The 18627-nt window shown below is 55.5% G+C and carries 16 protein-coding genes; 8 read left to right on the top strand and 8 right to left on the bottom strand.

Annotated elements, in window-relative coordinates; all coding sequences use genetic code 11:
• The first annotated feature begins 4 nt into the window (after nt 1–4).
• Together GSQ77_RS15090 and GSQ77_RS15085 are read left to right on the top strand one after the other, a co-directional pair.
• A complete protein-coding gene (locus tag GSQ77_RS15090; RefSeq protein ID WP_158903551.1) occupies nt 5–223 on the top strand; it encodes a hypothetical protein in 219 nt (72 codons plus the stop codon).
• A gap of 159 nt (nt 224–382) precedes the next feature.
• Nucleotides 383–1276 (top strand): hypothetical protein, encoded by an 894-nt coding sequence (locus GSQ77_RS15085; RefSeq protein WP_158903550.1) that lies wholly within the window; start codon nt 383–385, stop codon nt 1274–1276.
• Between the two features lie 29 nt (nt 1277–1305).
• On the opposite strand, the gene hmpA is transcribed toward GSQ77_RS15085, so the two are convergent.
• The 3 genes from hmpA to GSQ77_RS15070 all read right to left on the bottom strand — a co-directional run bounded on the left by hmpA (nt 1306) and on the right by GSQ77_RS15070 (nt 4666).
• Nucleotides 1306–2562, bottom strand: coding sequence for an NO-inducible flavohemoprotein (hmpA, locus tag GSQ77_RS15080; protein ID WP_367889678.1), 1257 nt, complete (start codon nt 2560–2562; stop codon nt 1306–1308).
• A 117-nt stretch (nt 2563–2679) separates the two neighbouring features.
• Nucleotides 2680–3696, bottom strand: coding sequence for an MBL fold metallo-hydrolase (locus GSQ77_RS15075; RefSeq protein ID WP_158903548.1), 1017 nt, complete (start codon nt 3694–3696; stop codon nt 2680–2682).
• 94 nt (nt 3697–3790) lie between these two features.
• Nucleotides 3791–4666 carry an alpha/beta fold hydrolase gene (locus GSQ77_RS15070; RefSeq protein ID WP_158903547.1) on the bottom strand — a complete coding sequence of 292 codons (876 nt, stop codon included), beginning with the start codon at nt 4664–4666 and terminating at the stop codon, nt 3791–3793.
• Nucleotides 4667–5055: 389 nt separating this feature from the next.
• Between GSQ77_RS15070 and GSQ77_RS15065 the strand changes: the two genes are divergently transcribed.
• On the top strand, nt 5056–5697 hold the full coding sequence (locus GSQ77_RS15065; RefSeq protein ID WP_158903546.1) for an HD domain-containing protein: 642 nt from the start codon (nt 5056–5058) through the stop codon (nt 5695–5697).
• A gap of 77 nt (nt 5698–5774) precedes the next feature.
• Here GSQ77_RS15065 and GSQ77_RS15060 read toward each other — a convergent pair whose 3' ends face one another.
• Nucleotides 5775–6596 (bottom strand): alpha/beta fold hydrolase, encoded by an 822-nt coding sequence (locus GSQ77_RS15060; RefSeq protein WP_158903933.1) that lies wholly within the window; start codon nt 6594–6596, stop codon nt 5775–5777.
• A gap of 608 nt (nt 6597–7204) precedes the next feature.
• Here GSQ77_RS15060 and GSQ77_RS15055 point away from each other — a divergent pair.
• Nucleotides 7205–8026, top strand: coding sequence for an alpha/beta fold hydrolase (locus tag GSQ77_RS15055; protein WP_158903932.1), 822 nt, complete (start codon nt 7205–7207; stop codon nt 8024–8026).
• Nucleotides 8027–8114: 88 nt separating this feature from the next.
• Nucleotides 8115–8804 (top strand): dienelactone hydrolase family protein, encoded by a 690-nt coding sequence (locus GSQ77_RS15050; protein ID WP_158903545.1) that lies wholly within the window; start codon nt 8115–8117, stop codon nt 8802–8804.
• A gap of 74 nt (nt 8805–8878) precedes the next feature.
• Here the strand turns inward: GSQ77_RS15050 and GSQ77_RS15045 are convergent, their stop codons facing one another.
• On the bottom strand, nt 8879–11533 hold the full coding sequence (locus GSQ77_RS15045) for a winged helix-turn-helix domain-containing protein (protein WP_158903544.1): 2655 nt from the start codon (nt 11531–11533) through the stop codon (nt 8879–8881).
• 314 nt (nt 11534–11847) lie between these two features.
• Nucleotides 11848–12810: a helix-turn-helix domain-containing protein gene (locus GSQ77_RS15040; protein WP_158903543.1), complete on the bottom strand. Its 963-nt coding sequence runs from the start codon at nt 12808–12810 to the stop codon at nt 11848–11850.
• 279 nt (nt 12811–13089) lie between these two features.
• Between GSQ77_RS15040 and GSQ77_RS15035 the strand changes: the two genes are divergently transcribed.
• On the top strand, nt 13090–14100 hold the full coding sequence (locus GSQ77_RS15035) for a GlxA family transcriptional regulator (protein WP_158903542.1): 1011 nt from the start codon (nt 13090–13092) through the stop codon (nt 14098–14100).
• A gap of 87 nt (nt 14101–14187) precedes the next feature.
• Complete coding sequence (locus tag GSQ77_RS15030; RefSeq protein ID WP_158903541.1) at nt 14188–15861, top strand: FAD-dependent oxidoreductase; 1674 nt, start codon at nt 14188–14190, stop codon at nt 15859–15861.
• 24 nt (nt 15862–15885) lie between these two features.
• Here GSQ77_RS15030 and GSQ77_RS29540 read toward each other — a convergent pair whose 3' ends face one another.
• Nucleotides 15886–16263, bottom strand: coding sequence for a hypothetical protein (locus GSQ77_RS29540; protein ID WP_254067636.1), 378 nt, complete (start codon nt 16261–16263; stop codon nt 15886–15888).
• A 164-nt stretch (nt 16264–16427) separates the two neighbouring features.
• Here GSQ77_RS29540 and GSQ77_RS15020 point away from each other — a divergent pair, with 164 nt between their 5' ends.
• Nucleotides 16428–17117 (top strand): septal ring lytic transglycosylase RlpA family protein, encoded by a 690-nt coding sequence (locus GSQ77_RS15020; RefSeq protein ID WP_254067635.1) that lies wholly within the window; start codon nt 16428–16430, stop codon nt 17115–17117.
• Nucleotides 17118–17288: 171 nt separating this feature from the next.
• Here GSQ77_RS15020 and GSQ77_RS15015 read toward each other — a convergent pair whose 3' ends face one another.
• Complete coding sequence (locus GSQ77_RS15015; RefSeq protein WP_158903540.1) at nt 17289–18113, bottom strand: glycosyltransferase; 825 nt, start codon at nt 18111–18113, stop codon at nt 17289–17291.
• Nucleotides 18114–18627 lie beyond the last annotated feature (514 nt).

Here is an 18627-nt window from a genome sequence, read left to right as displayed (position 1 = left end):
TAACATGACCGCGAATCTTATTGCTGCTTTTGCCTTTAGGAAATCAAAGACGCCTTCGGCGTTGCGACGAAAGTCGGCGAAAGTCAGCGTGCTAGTGAAGCTGCATCCGGCTGATTACAACCGGGCTCTCGGTCTCGCCCGAAAAATGGGAATCAAGTTCGCGGAGTTCGGTGCGCTGGCGCTGCATCTGGGTTGCGTCGAAGCGGCCAAGCTCTGCAAATAAGAATAGGCGCTCTTAATGTCATGAGCGTTGTTAGCTCGGCGCGCCCAAATCTTTTCGGATGGTTCTACAATAGGTGAGAACGCCCAGTGGCTGGAAAATGGCGACAGACATCGCGCTGACTATCCCGCCTTCGGCTTCAAACCTATGAGGAGTCAATCCATGCGCAGCCGTCCTCGAATCCTGGTGCAGACGACGATTCCGACAGCGGACGACGATTGGTCGGTCACGCGCTTCAGTCTGTTGGTGAATCTGTTACGCAGCGCAACAGATGCGGATGGCGGCCCTGCGTACGAGGTGGTGGCACGCGACCGAGAACCGCTGGGTAAGCCTGATAGTGTGCTGTCGACGTTGGACGAAAGCGACTTCGACGCGCTTTGGTTGTTCGCGGTCGACGTGGGTAATGGGTTAGTGGCTGCGGATTGCGAGGCGATCTCCCGTTTTCGGCGTAAGGGAAGAGGGTTGATGGTGACACGCGACCACATGGACTTGGGGTCGTCACTGTGCTTGCTCGCAGGCGTAGGCAAAGCGCACCATTTCCATACGCGTAACCTCGATCCGGACGTTCGACGTCGCGTGATCGACGATCCCTACACGACCGACATTTCGTGGCCGAACTTTCATTCTGGAAGCAATGGCGATTTTCAGAAAATCGAGCCTATCGGCCCGGTACACCCCGTCCTCGAAGATCGTGAATCGCCAACAGGCGCAATCCGCTTTCTTCCGTCACATCCGCACGAGGGCGCCGTGAGCGCACCATCCGATGAGCCTGCGCGCGTGATTGCCACCGGTCGCAGCAAGATCAGCGGCGCACCCTTCAATCTCGTGGTTGCTTTCGAGGCATCGGAGGGCGGGGGACGGGCTATCGCCCAAAGTACGTTCCATCACTTTGCCGACTACAACTGGGACCCCGCGTACGGATGCCCGAGCTTCGTCAGCGAGCCTGCGGGCACCGGGATGGCGTCGGAGCCTGGCGCATTAAAAGACGTGCATCGATATGCTCTAAACGTTGCGCGCTGGTTGGTGGCGGATCCCAGCCCAGCCTCGCAGCCCTGATGCGCGGCTGTTCAGCACGCCCATCTGTCTCACTCGGCGAACAGGTCCGGCCCAAACACTTCATAGTGAATGCGGGCCTCATGAATACCCAAACCTTTCAACGCGTCGTGCTGCATCCGCATGAACGGGATGGGGCCGCAGATGTAGTAGTCGGCGTCGGGTAACAGAATGGAATCCTTGATTGATTTGACATCGACGAACCCTGCGTAATCGTAGTCTCGTCCCTTGATATCCGCCGGGAGAGGGGCGTCGTAGAACACGATCAGATCGATATTGGCACAAGCCTTGGCGATCTCGCGCAGCCGCTCGCGCATGGCTTGCACGCCACTGTTGCGCGCGCCATGCACGAACACGACCTGTCGTTGCGGATCCTTCAACGCTACTTTGAGCATGCTGATCATCGGCGTCAGTCCCACGCCACCGCTGATCAGTACGATGGGCGTCTTGGCATTGACGTCGATATGAAAATTGCCATACGGCGCGGCCAGCTTGACCTCGTCTCCAACATTGACGTGATCGTGCAACAAGCACGAAACATACCCCGGCGGCAGCGTGCCGCCGCTTTCGCGCTTCACCGAGATTCGATAGGTGCGGCCATTCGGCATGTCAGAGAGGCTGTACTGGCGAATCTGCTGCAAACCCAATGTGGGCACGTTGACTGCGACGCTGGTGTATTGACCGGGTTGAAAGTTCAGCACGGGTTTGCCGTCAGTCGGTTCAAGGATGAACGACGTGATCACGCTGCTTTCGGGCCGCTTCTCGCGCACCACAAAAGTGCGCCAGCCAGTCCAGCCGCCCACTTGCCCTGAGGAATACTCTCGCAACTCACATTCCATGCCCATCAGGATATCTGCGAGGTTGCCGTAAGCTTGCGCCCACGCCGAGATGATCTCGTCCGTTGCGGCATCGCCTAACACCGCCTTGATTGCGCCCAGCAGATGTTCCCCGACTATGGGGTATTGTTCAGGTCGCACGCCTAGGCTCGCGTGCTTGTTGGCAATGTTTTTCAGCACTGCCGTGAGGCTTGCCGGATCTTCGATATTTTCTGCATAGGCGTAGACCGCACGCGCAAGCGCCTGCTGCTGCTGGCCCTGTTCCTGATGCGCCATATTGAACACGTTTTTCAGTTCGGGATGCGCTTCGAGCAGGCGCTTGTAAAAGTGCTGGATGATCGGGTAGCCATGCTCTGCCAGCACCGGCGCGGTGGCCTTTACGATGTCCTTGGTTTGCTGCGTCAACATAACCGGTCTCCTTTGCGAGGCGGTGGACCTGAACGTGAATTTCAGTCTATACCACCGGATTGCAATGTCACGTCGAAGTTCGATGACGCGATACCACAATCGGTCAGGGTCGCTTTCCTGTGATCGCCGGTGCGGGACGGATGTTGCGCGTAAGCGCCGATACTACGGGCTAGATTTTTTTACAGTCGGCGCTTCGTTTTTCGCTGGATCGGCGTCGTAGTTCACAGGTATCCAATCGTAGGTATTGCCGTTAGCACGAACATGCCCCAGTCCCGGAAATGCAATGTGGGCGGCAGCAACCATATAGTGTTTGCTCGCAGCGAGCGCCAGCATGGTCCTGCGTGATCGTTGAGCCGCAATGGCGTCGGTATCGTATTCGACCGACGCGGTAGGGTTTTGCAGTTGGATCGAAGCAACATGAATCATGTCACCCCACACGAGCAACGTCTGGGACGAACTTTGGATCAAATAAGCGGTGTGGCCGGGTGTGTGCCCAGGTGTTGCTATCGCAGTTATCCCCGGCTCGAGGCGCTGATTTGCGGCGAAAGGAACGAATCGGCCTGCGGCCTGATACGGTGCGACGCAGGCGATAGCGCTATCAAAGAATGAACTCAGGAAAGCCGGTGCCGTCGCTTTGTTGGCGGAGTTAAGCCAATAGTCGGCTTCCGTTTGGGACGTCCTCAGGACGGCATTAGGAAATGCCATTTTAGTACCCAGGATAATGCCGCCAACGTGATCCTTATGAAGATGCGTGAGCAGCACCTCATCGACTTCATCGGGTTCATAGCCGGCGGCACGCAAGTTTTCCAACAGATGGCCACAGCAATCACCGTAGAGAACACCCGCCCCGGTATCAATGAGGATGAGCTTTGTCCCGGTATTGATCAGGAAAGCATTTATCGAGCCTTGAACGGGAACAGTAAGGTCGTCGCGCGCCAGGTCCCGTTGCACGTCCTCTTTGGATACATACGTCATAACAGAGTCGATCGGGAAGGGGTGTGTCCCGTCAAGAAGGGCTGTGATCTCGTAGTCGCCCAGCATCACTCTGTAAAACCCCGGGCCTTGAGTCCGAACCTGCGGTGCGGCTGCATTCGCGCTAAAAGCAAAACTCAAAGCGATAACAAATAGTGTGAAAAACACGGGCTCTCTGGCCTTCCAAAACAAGGTTGCAACTTTCATAGCGGGGGCCCTCTGCACTTGAAGAATGAAACATCGATTTCTAGATGAAAGTGACTCGGCCTAGCCGTCTAGTCAGTAATAAGCCGGGGTTACGCTAACCCTTCCACGTTGCCAGGAAATCAAGCAGCAGATGGTTGACCCGTTCCGGCTGCTCTTCTTGCGGTAAATGCCCGCATTGCGCTATGGGCTCCGCGCGTAGGTGAATGGCCATTTGCTCCCACACGGCTTTCATATCAAACATCTCACCGACGGCGTAAAAGTTCTCACCCCAAATCGCCATGGTGGGGCATGCGATTTTGACGTCGGCATCGGCCAGATCCTGCTTCACGTCCTCCGCGTTCGCTCTGTAATCGGACATCGCGCCACGTACAGCGCCCGGGCGCTTATAGGCTTTTACATACGTCTCGAATGCGGCTCCTTCGATCGCATGCGGGTTGTAACACCAGTCTGCGAAGAAATGGTGGAGCCACTCGGCTTCTTTACCGCTGATCAACGCCTCTGGAAGGTCTGGCACCAGGTGGAAAAGAAAGAACCAATATGCGCGGGCAGTTTGCGCACTCATGTTCTCGGCCACTACACGCGTGGGCACATTGTCGAGAACAACCAACCGGTCGAGCCGCTCTGGGTGGTCCTTCGCAAAGCGCGTAGCAACGCGAGCTCCGCGGTCATGACCTACCAACGCAATTTTTCCGATCTTGAGTTCGTCGAGCAATGCGATCAAATCGAGGGCCATGTTGCGCTTGTCATATCCGCTTGCCGGCTTATCTGTTTCACCGTATCCACGAAGATCGGGCGCTATCACACGGAATTTTTCAGCGAGTACAGGGATCTGGAAGCGCCATGCGAAGCTGGTCTCGGGAAAGCCATGCAGTAGAACAACGACTGGGCCGGTACCGGAATCTAGATAATGTTGGCGAATGCCGTTTGCGCGGCGGGTATGGTTGACGATTTGGAGCTTGGCGGAGGTCATGTGCCACCTCGTTGGTTAGTGCGCGGGAGTGAATGCCTTATTCAGCGTATCCAGCTTATTCGACCGCGCATGCGGTGGCCGCGAAATTGTCCTTAAACCTTCTGAACGCCTCTCGCCATTGAGCACTGCGAATGGGCGGTGACCCCACTCGTCAATGATAGAGCGAACCTACCGGCGCGCTCGTCAAAGACTTTCCCTGCGTTTGGAAGCTGGCTCGGATCGGCAAGTTGCCGACCAGCGTAATGCGCCAGGTTACGTATTTGGTGACACCTCAGATCTTTTCAGAGTGCTTTCAAGGACGTTACAGCCAATTCGTTTTACTCTTGGAAGCGAGACACAGAGGACCATTCTAATAACCAGTCCTACGGCGAACACCGCTTGGAGGATCAATGGCTGAAACCATAACCGGGTTGCGAGTTCCATGCGGTGAGATGAGCCGAGCCGCGACGGACCTTGTACGAAGCAAGGTATCCGAGCTGATATTCAATCATTCGAATCGGGTCTATGCGTTCGGTGCATTAAGTGGCGCTCGACACAAGATTCGATTCAATGCGGAGATTCTTTACGTCAGCGCCATGTTTCATCAGGTGGGTCTCACTGACGTGAGCGGCGTGTCTCACTTGCGCTTCGAAATCGATGGCGCCAACGAGGCCCGAATCTTCCTGGAACGGTTCGGAGTATCCCGTCGTATTGCACAGGAGGTATGGGATGCGATAGCACTGCATACGACGCCAGGTATTGCCGCGTACAAAACCGCCGTGGTCACGCTTCTAAGGCGAGGGGTAGAAGCCGATCTCATTGGAGCGCACCTCGACGACATTACGGATATTCAAAAGCATCAGGTGCTGGCCGCGTATCCGCGTGGTATCAATTTCAAGGAACGCATCATCGAGTCGCTTGCCTTGGCGATGCAAAAGCGTCCGGAGACGACGTATGGAACGGTGAACGCCGACGTTCTAGATCGCTTCGATCCGAATTACCAAAGGAAGAATTTTTGCGGGCAGATACTGGGATCGGTCTGGCCCGACTGAGGCGCTCAGAGACCGACGACGCCCAAGCTTCACCCGCCCCATCTGATGTTCCAAACACGGCCGCCCGCCTGGGCAACTCATGATTCGATGAAGGCCAGCATGTCGGCGTTGACAACGTCCGCCATAGTCTGAGGCAAACCGTGGGGCGCACCCTTGTAGACCTTTAACGTTGAGTTTTTAACCAGCTTGGAAGCCCGCATGGACGAGAGTGCCAACGGGACGATCTGGTCGTCGTCGCCTTGCATGAATAGCGTTGGAACGTCGAACTTCATCAAATCGTCAGTGAAGTCGGTCTCCGACAAGGCGGCGATACAGTCATACTCGGCGTTGATGGCAACCATCATGCCAGCCTGGCATAGCGAATCGACTATACCTTGCGAGACTTCGGCGCCCGGGCGGTTGTAGCCGTAGACGGCCGACGCCAGTTGGCGCAAGAAGTCGGCGCGGTTGCGCGTAATTCCGCTACGGATAGCGTCGTAAACGTCTCTTGGAACGCCGTCCGGGTTAGTGTCCGACTTGATCATGATTGGGACTACGGCGCCAATCAGCACCAGCTTTGATACGCGCTTCGTTCCATGCCGTCCTATGTAACGGGCCACCTCTCCGCCGCCTGTTGAATGACCAACGAGCACGGCATCCTCGATGTCAAGACTAGCGAGCAAGGTCTCCAAATCGTCCGCGTAGGTATTCATATCGTGGCCGCCGCTCGGCTGGCTGGAGCGTCCATGGCCGCGACGATCATGAGCCACGACGCGATAACCGTGCTGGAGAAAAAACAGCAGTTGTGGGTCCCAGCAATCGGCATTCACCGGCCACCCGTGCGAAAAGACAATTGCTTTTCCCTTTCCCCAATCTTTGTAGAAAAGGTTGGTGCCATCTGCGGCGGTAACGAAATTCATCATGTCCGACTCCTGGATTCAGTGATGCGAGGATGGCCTCGACGGGTGAGGACGTCGACCTTGCGTCACTGTTAATACTAGTTGGCGCACGCTTGATATTCCTTTACATAGGGCTTAAATCTTCTGAACTCCGTTTGCCAATCAGGGTATGAACTCCTAATGGCTGTGTGCGGGACGGGCTGGCTTTTTCTCTGAAGCGGCAGATTTCGTGTCGATGACACTTTTCTAGAGCATTGCTTGCTGCAACGCCCTGGCCGCCGGTCAGCCTGGTTAATAACGCTTAAGCAACGCCCAAAGAGTTTTCCAGTCGGTGTTCTTACACTTTGAGTAGCTTCGACACGGCCGTAGCGAGCGAAGGCGCATAGGTGGGCCATTCAGTGCGCAGCGTTCTTTAGCACGGTCAAAAACAAAATCAAATCCCGCCCCTCCAAGGAGAGCACATGGACGACGTAATGAACACGCCGGGCTTTTTGGCTCGTCGTAAGGTTTTACTGACGGGCGCGAGCGCGACAATGGCAGCGGTCAGCGCCCCGGTGCTTGCCGCGGCATCAAATGAAGTTTCAGGGGCGCACAGCGCCAATTCCACTAGTCGACAAGGAGTTCATTCCATGAGCACGGTTACTGTCAAAGACGGCACGCAGATTTTCTACAAAGACTGGGGCAGCGGAAAACCGGTCCTCTTTTCGCATGGCTGGCCGCTCGATGCTGATGCATGGGACGCACAGATGATGTTCCTCGTAAAGAAGGGATATCGGGTCATAGCTCATGACCGTCGAGGACATGGGCGCTCTGGCCAGGCCGGACACGGCAACGATATGGATACCTACGCCGACGATCTCGCAACCGTGATTGAAACGCTGGACCTCAAAGAGCTAACGCTAATTGGGCATTCGACGGGGGGTGGCGAGATCTCGCATTATGTTGGCCGCCATGGAACCAAGCGGGTAGCCAGGATGATTCTGATTAGCGCGGTTCCGCCGCTGATGGTAAAGACCGAAGGCAATCCGACCGGTGTGCCCATTTCAGTCTTTGACGACATTCGTAAGAACACAGCGAATAACCGTTCGCAATTCTTCAGGGAACTGGCCCTGCCGTTCTACGGTTACAACCGAACCAATGCGAAGGTCGTACAGGGTGTGATTGATGAATTCTGGCGCGAAGGTATGCTCGGCTCGGTGCTCGGTGAATACGACTGCGTGAAACAATTTTCCGAGGTCGACTACACCGCCGACTTGAAGAAAATCGATGTGCCGACCCTCATCCTCCAGGGCGACGATGACCAGATCGTTCCCATCGACAATGCGGCACGCAAGCAAGCGACGTTGATAAAAAATTCGAAACTGAAGGTATATCCGGGCGCATCGCACGGCATGTGCACCGTCAATTCGGACGAAGTGAATGCCGATATATTGGCATTCCTGTCAGCCTAAGTGTGAAGAGGTCACGGCCGAGGCCGTGACCTTCAATTAGCGTGAATCCGGCGCGCGATATGTGTAGTAGCCAACATTGAGGTAGAAAATGTCCAACACTTTGAAGATCGATACGCCTGACGGTTCCTACTCCGCGTATATCGCAAGGCCGAAAACATTGCCGGCACCGGTCGTGATCGTTTTGCAGGAGATATTTGGCGTTAATGCCGATATGCGTGAGTCTGCCGACGAAATGGCGGCCCAGGGTTTTATCGCTATCTGTCCGGACCTCTTTTGGCGTCAGAGCGCAAATATTGAATTGTCGGATAAGACCGATTGGGACCAGGCGCTACAGCGGTACCAGAAATATGATCAGGACCAGGGGGTGGGCGACATCGTGGCGGCAATTCAAGTGGCAGCGACGATACCGGGGTCTAACGGACGGGTTGGGTTGATGGGTTTTTGTCTCGGCGGCCTCATGACTTATCTGACCTGTGCGCGTAGCGAAGTCGACGCGGGCGTTGTCTACTATGGGGGGAGTACTGAGCAGCACCTGTCGGAGGTAGACGGAGTTCACGCGCCGATGATCATGCATTTTGGCGAAGAAGATGAATTCATCTCCAAAGATGCACAGGCTGCCATAAAAACCGCGGTGAAAGATCACCCTGGCATCGAGGTGTATTCATATCCGGGTTGCTCACACGCTTTTGCAAGACATCGTGGCGAAAAATACGATGCGGCTGCGGCAAAGCTTGCGAATGGTCGGACCTACAGCTTTCTGAAAAAACAATTGGCGTAGTACGTTACAAACGCACTCGGTTAGCTGGGCCCCAAATGATCCAGCTTCCATCGCTACTATAGTCACCGCCGACGCTACCCGTTCACCGCGCGCATTCCGTCGCGGAGGACCATCAAAATGGTCCTCTTCATGCGGCATAGTTCCGCATGCAACCAGCGCTCTCCGGTGGCTTCGCAGTGCTCAAGAGCCTGATCAGCCGCTGCTAGTGCAGCATCGAGTTCATTAAGTTTTGCAAGCGCCTCACATTTCTTCCAAAGAAGAAACGCGAGCGGCGCGAGATGCCCGGTATTTCGAAGTTGTGCAATTTTCGACTCTAGAGCGTGAACGCATTCAACGGTCGGATTCGATATCAGCGCCGCGCACATTTCGTAGCATTCACAGCAGGCTATCCAGGTATGAAAAGACATACGGGCGGCATGAGTGCTTAAAGCCGCGATCCCAACGCGCGCCAACTTCAAATCGTTGCGCATCAGCGCAATGGGTATAACCGACTCAACGAGCACGTGGCATGTGACTAACTCATTGTCGTACGCGGTGGCAGCTCGGAACGTTGCTTGTGCCATTTCCATAGCCTGCAATCCATGGCCTTGAGCCCACAGCACTCGTGCCAGGGTTGCGCGCGCCACGATCCCGTGCTCGATTCGAAAGCCCATCATTTTCCATCGGTGTATCGACGGGTCATAAGCGCCTAGCATAGCTTCCAATTTTTCCCGGGCCTCAGCTTGCTCCCCCAGATAATGCAAGGTGGCTCCTTCAATACGCATGCCGAGCAGGCACAGCGTATTGTTTCCCGTCCGTCCCGCCAAGCCGCGAAAGCGCTGTGCCATGATCAGCGCATCGCGTGGCTCACCTCCGCACTGATGCGCATTCCAAAGTCCCCATAAAGCGCGCGCCTCGTGTTCAACGTCGCCCGCTAACACGGCGTCGGAATAGACTTTGGACCATGCCCGTCGTGTTGCGTCGATCGGCCCGCTCGTAAACACCAAGGCCGCTGCCACGGCGGATTCAAGTCTCAATACGACACCGGGAGGCACCTTGCAAATAGCCGCGTTCTTAAAGACCTCTAACGCTTGCTGAGCGCGGCTACAACATTCGCCGACTAGCGAGAGTTCAAAAAAGAACGGAACTGCCGCAGAAGCCAACGTCACGCCGACCGATGCATCCCCACAAGGAGACAAGCTCCACTCGAGCGCCGCGCGCACGTTGTCGAGTTCGCTCGAAAACACCTCCATCAAACTGTCGTCCGAGTGCTCGTTGCGTTGAGCATGCGTGTTACTGATCAGCGTCATCAGGTACTCCGCGTGCACCGTGGCCGCCGAGTTTTGTTCACCATTGTCGTCGAGTCGTTGCAGAGCATACTGTCGAGTTGTCTCCAGCAAGCGATAGCGCCGCTGAGGTCCCTGGGAGGGCGCGCACACCATTGACTTCAAGATAAGGCCACTGAACGCCTCCGACATGTCCTCCTCGGGCCAGCTCTCCCTTTTGGCGAGAAAGCGAAGAGCATCAAGCGTGAATCCTCCTATAAACGGGCCCAGGCGACGGAATATTGCTCGCTCTAAATCGGTCAATAGCCGATAGCTCCAGTCTAGCGTCGCCCGCATTGTCTGATGCCGGGGCATAGCCGTACGATAGCCGCCCGTGAGGATACGCAAGTTGTTGCCGAGATGACAGGTCAGCGCCTCGACACCCAAGGTCGCCGCGCGTGCTGCCGCGAGTTCAATGGCCAGAGGGATCCCGTCGAGTGAACGGCATAAGGCACCGATCAGGTCCATGCATTTTTCATCCGCCTGAAATCCTGGCTCGGCAGCCCGTACTCGCGCAAGGAAGAGACGCACCGCCGCGGCCATCTGCACGTCATTACCGCGGGCCTTATCGACGGGGACCTCTAACGAGGGGACCGGATAAACAGTCTCCGTGGGAATGCGCAAGGGCTCACGGCTTGTTGCGAGGACAACCTGGGCGGCGTTGCTCAGTTCCAAGGCGATATTTGCGGCTGCGTCGATCACGTGTTCGCAATTATCCAACACGATCAATCGCCTCTTACCCGCCAAAGCTTTAGTGATCGCGTCCATTGTCAGCGGGCAGCCCGTAATTTTCAGGCCTAACGCCATGGCTAGCGCCTCGAGCGCAAAGTGCTCATCAGTGACGGCGGCCAGTGACACTATTGCTACGCCGTTCGCGAAGCCTGTGCAAGCGTGTCGCGCCGCTTCGATTGCCAACCGTGTTTTGCCGATCCCGCCTGTACCTACCAGCGTGACCACTGAGCACCGCCTTAATGCGACCAGCAGTTCCTTTAACGGCTGGTCTCTACCCACCAACTCGGCAGAGTGGCACAGGTCCGGCGACTCGATTTTGGCTTCTACATCGGAATTAGGCGGTGGCTCGGAGCACTGCACGACGTATGAGGGCCGCGCCTCAAGATCGGTTACGTTGATCGGATTTGGACTTTGCAACAGTCGGTAGCCACGGCCGGCGACGGTCCGAATCAATTCGCTGTCTACGCCCAGCGCTTTTCTGAGCGCGGAAACATGGACTTGAAGATTGTTCTCCTCAACAATGGTTGTAGGCCATACCACGCGCATAATTTCGTCTTTCGAAACCAGCGCACCGTTGGCATTAGCAAGCAATTCCAGAATATCGAACGCGCGCGAGCCTACCTGTAGCAGTTGTCTGTTGTGACGGATTTCTCGTCGGATGAAATCAACCTGCAGATTGCCTATGCTGATCATGGGGCGCTCCGCTCGTTGGTGGACCCCTGCGTGGTTATTGCTGGAAGTTGCGATGTTCGCTGTCATGTACGTCGTCTCCTTTCCATGGAATACCAAAACGCAGCGAGCGGAAAGAGCGCAAAACGACGGCATTCCCGTTGGCTTTGGTTAACATCTTATCAAGTAGATTTTTGATTAGATAGCATCGGAAGTTCTTAAAACTTGTCTAAATCGGAATCCGCAGATAGGGAATAAGGAGGCCTATCGGAAATCACCGCACGCATGGTGCGCCCTGCCGCTCGATCTAGAGGTGTGTGGCCTGCAAGCCGGCCCATTCAGCAAGCGGATAACTTAAAGGCTCGATATTCACGTGGCGATATACCGTGTGCAGCCTTGAAAGTGCGACTAAAATGAGCGCTATCGGAAAACCCCCAAGAATAGGCAATGGTTGTAATTGCACGATTCGCCAGGCGCGGATCGCTCAGATCATTCTTGGCGCGTAGCAGACGCTGCGCCAGGACATAATTGCGGTAGGACATTCCTCGTTGATGCAGCAGATAACTGATATAGCGAGTTGAAACACCCAACTCCGCAGCGATTTGGCTGAGCGACAACGTCGGGTCTTGGAGCCTACCGTCTATGAGCCCCTTGGCTCGATGAAACTGTGCGGATTGGTATGTGTCGGTTTGGGGAGCGTTTCTATTGCTGCGTTCCGATATTGCCGCCATGATTAGGTCTAGCGCGATCGAACCTAGGTGAGACTCGGAAGCTTCACTAATTTCTTCCCATACTGTGGACAAACTGACAAGGAAGTCTCTCGCTATTTTGCTGCTAGGTAGATCCGCGCCGAATTTCAATCCCGTCGAGTGCTCCAATCCGCCGAGCCTGGACGGAATGGAGTTTTTCGGCACATGGACGCTGAGGTAGGTCATGTTTTCCGAGAACTGCTCCTCGTAGGGTCGAGCCGGATCATTGACGTAGAACTCACCGGGACGAATCAGCGCCTCGCGCCTGTCCTGTCGAACCTGGATCGTCCCCGTGAGGGGCATGGTGACTTTAATCTTCGCATCTGACTCTGACCTTATGACATCGCGCGGGGTGCGCGCCACGTGTAGTTTGCTCATTTTCCCTACCCCGAACGACAAGCTGCCGAAGGTCTTTTCGGTCCGGGCAAAGCGGAACGTCATCGGGTCATCAGATCGAAGGCTGACGGGAACAAACAACAACGTCGACAATTCGCGGAAATGGTCAAAGCGACGAGGCGCAGGAAGGTGATCAAGGCTGATCTGGTTGCCCATGGCGGACTCGCTCCAGAAATCGGTGTTGAGTAGGGAGCATGCGCCACGCACTTGAGCGTGCAACCGCTACGCAGGTGCCTAATACATGTTGGTAATTTTCGTGAACACAAAACGGCTGCCCCGAAAATTCATTCGATTGCTCTACACGAGTCAGCGGGCTATTGATGCGGCAGGGAGCTAAGACAGTTTTCGGCGCGTCTTCTCGCCAAGTGTAGGAGTCATTTGAACGAGTGTAGGAGACGGCGAGCGCCGTCGCAATGGACAAATCGGACATAAATCATGGTTAAAACAGCATTACCTTCGAAGTCGCGGATCGAAGTCGGCTTGGTTTGCGACGCAGGCACCTCGAACACGGGTATCTACGGCCTCACTGACTTGTTTCAGTACGCGGGCGAGACTGCAGCCAAGCATCAAACCAGCGGCGAAAACTCGCTTTTGCGCATCACGCGTTGGCTACTGGACGACCGCAGCGGTGCGATCGAGTGCATTTACGACACTCATCCCGGGACGCCGCACGCCCCGTCGTTTTTGGTCCTTCCAGGGAACACGCGCGCCCCGTTCGAAGCTGAAAAAGACAGTTTGCTGTCGCCCTGGTTGCGGCTGAGACACGCCGATGGGGTGGTTCTGGCAGCGGTGTGCGGTGGCGTCTTTCTCTTAGCCAAAACAGGCTTGCTATCAGGTCGGCAAGCAACGACGCATTGGGCGCTCGCCGAAAACTTTGCGGCGCGATTTCCTGAAGTCCTGATGGAAAGCGCACACATGGTGATCGATTACGGCGATGTCGTGACCGCCGGGGGCGCGCTTGCATGGGCGGATTTGGGGTTACGTCTTGTTGAAAGATTTCTAGGCCTAACTGTCATGCTTGAGACGGCGCGCTACATGGTGATTGATCCGCCGGGAAGAGAACAACGCTTCTATAGTGATTTTGAGCCGAGATTGAAGCATGGCGACCCGGCAATATTGAAGGCACAAAGTTGGCTTGCGACCGTTCGGGAGCAGCCGGTCAGCGTTGTCCAGATTGCTGAACGGGCGGGTCTGGAGCCCAGGACGTTCCTGCGCCGCTTCGTCAAAGCAACGGGAATGAAGCCCAGCGAATACCAGCAGATACTTCGAATTACCCGGGCACGAGAGATGCTTGAGTTCTCGCGGACAAGTGTCGAGCAAATTGCCTCGACGATTGGCTATACCGATGTCGGCGGGTTTCGCCGGATTTTCCGTAAAGTCGTGGGCCTGACGCCATCCGACTACCGTCGACGGTTTTGTCGGTTGACTGCGCCCAGAGCGGCTTGATCGCGTATCGCGACGGGAGATATCATTCCCGTACTGGATGCAGCAGGTCCACGACAAGAATCGCGTTTTGACTTGATGGAACCCACCATGAGCAAAGACTCTTCAGGCAAGCCCCACGAGCTATCGTCAGGTGGCAGCCGCTACCATCAGGTATATCCCACTCTGGACGAAAGGCAACTGGCGACATTGGAGCGATACGGCGAGCGCCGCAAGCTCAAAGCCAACGACATCCTCTATTCCGAAGGCGACCGGCACATCGCGATGTTCGCCATTCTCTCCGGAACGATAGAGTCGACCAGAGGGTCCGTTCAAGGTCCCAGATTGCTGGGTACACATGGCCCCGGCAGTTTCACCGGTGAGGTTGGCACGCTGGCCGGCCGGGCCGCGTCGGCCACGACCCGCGCCATTTCCGATTGCGAGGTCATCGTCATAGACGAGGAGTCGCTGCGCGCGCTCGTGATTGCTGAAGCCGAGTTAAGCGAAACCATCATGCGCGCCTATATCCTGCGCCGGGTCGCTTTCATCCAGGGCCAGCACACGGGCATGATCGTGATTGGCAGTACAGCCTCCGGCCCTACGCTGCGCCTGCGTCACTTCCTGAGCCGCAACGCCCAGCCCTCGGCCTACTTCGATATTGTCGAGCACGTTGAGACAAAAGAACTCCTGGCACGGTATGGCGCAACGGAAGCCGACATCCCGATTGTGGTCACGTTGCAAGGCACCGTGCTCATACAGCCCAGCCACAGGGCCGTCGCAGATGCAATCGGTCTGAGTCCGGACAGGCTGAATGGCGAGCACTTCGACCTCGTTGTGGTCGGCGCGGGACCCGCGGGGCTCGCGGCCGCGGTTTATGCCGCATCGGAGGGGTTGAAGGTGGCGGTCCTCGATGCCAAGGCGCCAGGGGGCCAGGCCGGCACCAGTTCGAAGATCGAGAATTACTTTGGATTTCCGACTGGCATATCGGGGCAGGCGCTAGCCGGCCGCGGCCTGTCTCAATGTCGCAAGTTCGGCGCGGAGGTCGGCGTACCTATCGAGGCACTGAAGATCGACTGCACGGACCCGCTATCGTTTCACATCGGACTGAATCACGACGAAGGCGTTCACGCTCGCGCTGTCGTCATCGCTACCGGCGCGCGTTATCGAAAGCCGGACCTTCCCCGTCTTGAGCATTTCGAGGGGCGCGGCATCTACTACAGCGCAACTTTCATGGAGGGTGCGTTCTGCAACAACGAAGAGGTGATTGTGGTCGGCGGTGGGAATTCGGCCGGACAGGCGGCGGTATTTCTTGCGAGGTTCGCGCGTCATGTCCACGTCGCCATTCGCGGCGACGGACTCAGTGCAAGCATGTCGACTTATTTGATCAGGCGGATTAACGCGGCGGCCAACATCACGCTTCACACACGGACGCAGATCGTCGAGTTATGCGGCGAGTCGAAACTTGAGGCGATAAAGTGGGACCGGCAGGGACAGATCGAACACAAGCCCGTCCGGCACGTTTTCCTTTTTCTCGGCGCCGAGCCCAATACCCGATGGCTTGGCGATTGCGTCGCTTTGGACAAGGATGGTTTTGTGCTGACCGGTGCCGATACAGGCGACAGGTGGAAAGCGGACCGCCCGCCGCATGATAGCGAGACAAGCCGGCCCGGTATCTTTGCTGCCGGTGACGTGCGCAGCGGCTCCGTCAAGAGAGTGGCGACTGCCGTGGGAGAGGGGGCTGCTGCCATTCAGGCGGTTCACCAATATCTTGCATGGTGCCCGTGACGTGTGTCGAGCGCTTCTCTTGGCTTAGCCATCCAATAAAATCGCCAGCGCCTCACCTGCCGTGGCGATCGCAACGGCCGATTCGACCGGGTTCACGTTGAGGAACTTCCACAGGCCGACATCGTCCCTAAACTGATTCCATGTTCCGAAAAAACCGAGCGACAGAAGTAGTCCGAAGAGCAGACTAAAGGCGATTGCCGCGGACAGCCATTTGTTGTGGTTGAAGCTTTCAGGTGCAAACGCAAACACGCACAGGCAGAGCAGTTGTGTGGCAAGAACCGCCAGTACGCCTGGATGGTATTGGATACCTTTGTACGTGAACGAGCGCGACATACGCGAGCGTTCGTATCTGTTTCCCATGGCTCGTCCTCCCTGGATCGCACCGGTCGCCCGGGTTTTCATCCCTTTTCATCTTATACCAGCACGCATGATCTTTCGAGTCCTGGGAGAGGCAGCACTGAAGCAACGCGGCCTGCCGAAACCAACCCATTGTACGTGTTGTCAAAAAGGCAGAACCTGCGTCCCACTGGTGTCTTCAGGCATCACAGGCGCAAGAGGACTGCCAAATGGAAAATGATCTTCATGCCACTGAGAATCGGCTGCTCGGCCTTCTCCCCGAAACGCAATGGGTGCGTCTGAAAACGCAACGGATGCGGGTTGAGATGGGGCCGGCACGGATGATGTACAAGTCTGGCGACGACGTCGACCCTACCCGTTTATGTCCCGGCCGAGGACGCAAGCTTCGAACGCTTCTATTTTTGCTCCTGTCGTGCTGCCTGAGCACGGTGCTCGCGTCGCAAGACCCGACATCTACCCATCCCACGTCTACCCATCCCAGGCAGGCAAAGCCGAAGTCGAAGTCGGCTCACCATGCCCATCTCGACCGCTCAGGCAAGACCCGCAAGGGCGAGGCCTCTTACTACGGCGACTACGGCAGCACGTTTTACAAAAAAAAGATGGCCGACGGTACGCACATGGACCCGCAATCCAGTAACGCAGCGAGCAAGACTCTGCCGCTTGGCACCAAGGCCCGGGTCACGAATCTCGAAAACGGGCACAGCGAGGTGGTCGAGATCAGGGATCGAGGACCCTACGTTAAGGATCGGATCGTCGACGTGTCGCCCAAGACCGCTGATAACCTCGGCTTGAAAAAAGATGGCACCGCCCCGGTCGAAGTGAAGCCGGTGGAAGTTCCGCAGGCCGACGGAAGCATGAAGCCAGGCGCCGGCGCAACGCAAAGCCGGGAGAGCAAGTAGTCGGTTGACTTGCCAATAGGTTCCGGCGAGGAGCCGTTACACAACGGTTGTCTAATGATCGGGTGCAGGCGCCGGGCGTGGGCGGCGATGGGCCTGTCTGATTTTTGGCGCAGAAGCGACGCATGTCACCAAGTATGCTGCTGCAAGCGTCTGATATATCGGAAAATCCGTCTATGCGAGACGGGGTGATCCAATTCTTCGTAACAGATCCTCCAGATTTCGACAGTAATGGGCAAATGTCATTTGCTCTGCCACTACACGCCCATTTCTGGCGATCGCATCGACCTGCGCGCTATTGCGTTGATCAAGTGCCCACGTAATGCGATCGCGTAATGCATTAACATCGTTGGGTGGCACTAACAGAGCCTGAGAATCCGCTTCCACATGGTCTCGTACACCGATTACATCGCTGATGATCGTCAATTTTCCCAGCGCCATGGCGTTTAAATAGGTCTGCTGACCAACCGATCTACGTTCGGTTTTAATTAGCGGTACCACCACTACCGCGCTCGCTGCCATGGCCTTGAAGTAATCTTTTTGATTCAAATACTTGAATTCGACTTTGGAATTGTCGAAAACGTGATTATTTGAACTCGCAATCATAGTGCCTGTGTCTAATCCGTCAACAGCGCCAAGCAGTGTATCGTAATCCCTGAGAGAATTTCCGCCGGAAAACACGTATTTTTCCCGATCTTTAATATCGGAAATAGACAACAGCTCGTCTAGAATTTCGAGTGGCAATTGGGAGGAAAATTTAGTGAAATGAACGCGGTGTGGATCTATTCCAGTTTCCTGTGCAAACAAATTTACTTCTGCTTTAGACAGAAAGCAGTAATGTGTGGTGGGGGATTCACACATCAAAAGCAAGCGTTTTTGAAACCACGAATATAAACGAAACAGCTTTGCGACTCGGCTTTCCACTACGATTGTTCGAGGATGCCATGTCACATCGGAAATGAGCAGAATAACATTTCGTTTGAAAATGGCGACGAACACACCAACCCAAAGATCGAAGAAAAACTCTCCAAAACCGAGCGCACCGTTAATTAATATGGAATCGCCACTCTTTATATTTAGGATATTTTTTACGACATGAAATATTCCATCGTCGAATCTGTTTAATATAACTATATCAGAAGAAAATCCCGGGGCTTCTTTGCACCAAATTGCGCTGAAAAAAGTAATTTTAAATTCTCCTCAATTAAACATTACCTGGCAAGTTATTGAAATACCTTGAAGGCAGGGGGAATTTTCCGCTAGATAAAACGTTCATCGATAGAGGTCAGGGCTCCTAAAAGCATCTCGAGGGCCCTCGAACACCATTTCTGCGCCGTGCTTTGCTGTTGCTCTCGAACCAGCCTAATCCTGACTCGCTGTGCCAGATCATAGCCCCTTTGTACCAGCGGTTTCGAGCGTATCCGCACTGTATATCAACGAAAACCTACTGGGAACGTCCAAGGGGTAAACATTCATGAAAGAGATCGTGGTTGACGAATTTCACAAGGGAACG

It is taken from the genome of Burkholderia sp. L27(2015) (genome assembly GCF_009765705.1).
GTDB lineage: Bacteria > Pseudomonadota > Gammaproteobacteria > Burkholderiales > Burkholderiaceae > LMUX01.
The sequence above is the reverse complement of the archived record's forward strand: the minus strand, read 5'-3'. Positions and strand labels throughout refer to the sequence as shown.

Coding starts and splice junctions, on each gene's coding strand:
- GSQ77_RS15075 (WP_158903548.1), bottom strand. CDS start 3,696: ATGAAAGTTGCAACCTTGTTTTGGAAGGCCAGAGAGCCCGTGTTTTTC.
- GSQ77_RS15045 (WP_158903544.1), bottom strand. CDS start 11,533: ATGATCAGCATAGGCAATCTGCAGGTTGATTTCATCCGACGAGAAATC.
- GSQ77_RS15070 (WP_158903547.1), bottom strand. CDS start 4,666: ATGACCTCCGCCAAGCTCCAAATCGTCAACCATACCCGCCGCGCAAAC.
- GSQ77_RS29540 (WP_254067636.1), bottom strand. CDS start 16,263: ATGAAAACCCGGGCGACCGGTGCGATCCAGGGAGGACGAGCCATGGGA.
- GSQ77_RS15035 (WP_158903542.1), top strand. CDS start 13,090: ATGGTTAAAACAGCATTACCTTCGAAGTCGCGGATCGAAGTCGGCTTG.
- GSQ77_RS15020 (WP_254067635.1), top strand. CDS start 16,428: ATGGAAAATGATCTTCATGCCACTGAGAATCGGCTGCTCGGCCTTCTC.
- GSQ77_RS15050 (WP_158903545.1), top strand. CDS start 8,115: ATGTCCAACACTTTGAAGATCGATACGCCTGACGGTTCCTACTCCGCG.
- GSQ77_RS15040 (WP_158903543.1), bottom strand. CDS start 12,810: ATGGGCAACCAGATCAGCCTTGATCACCTTCCTGCGCCTCGTCGCTTT.
- GSQ77_RS15060 (WP_158903933.1), bottom strand. CDS start 6,596: ATGAATTTCGTTACCGCCGCAGATGGCACCAACCTTTTCTACAAAGAT.
- GSQ77_RS15030 (WP_158903541.1), top strand. CDS start 14,188: ATGAGCAAAGACTCTTCAGGCAAGCCCCACGAGCTATCGTCAGGTGGC.
- GSQ77_RS15055 (WP_158903932.1), top strand. CDS start 7,205: ATGAGCACGGTTACTGTCAAAGACGGCACGCAGATTTTCTACAAAGAC.
- GSQ77_RS15085 (WP_158903550.1), top strand. CDS start 383: ATGCGCAGCCGTCCTCGAATCCTGGTGCAGACGACGATTCCGACAGCG.
- GSQ77_RS15065 (WP_158903546.1), top strand. CDS start 5,056: ATGGCTGAAACCATAACCGGGTTGCGAGTTCCATGCGGTGAGATGAGC.
- GSQ77_RS15090 (WP_158903551.1), top strand. CDS start 5: ATGACCGCGAATCTTATTGCTGCTTTTGCCTTTAGGAAATCAAAGACG.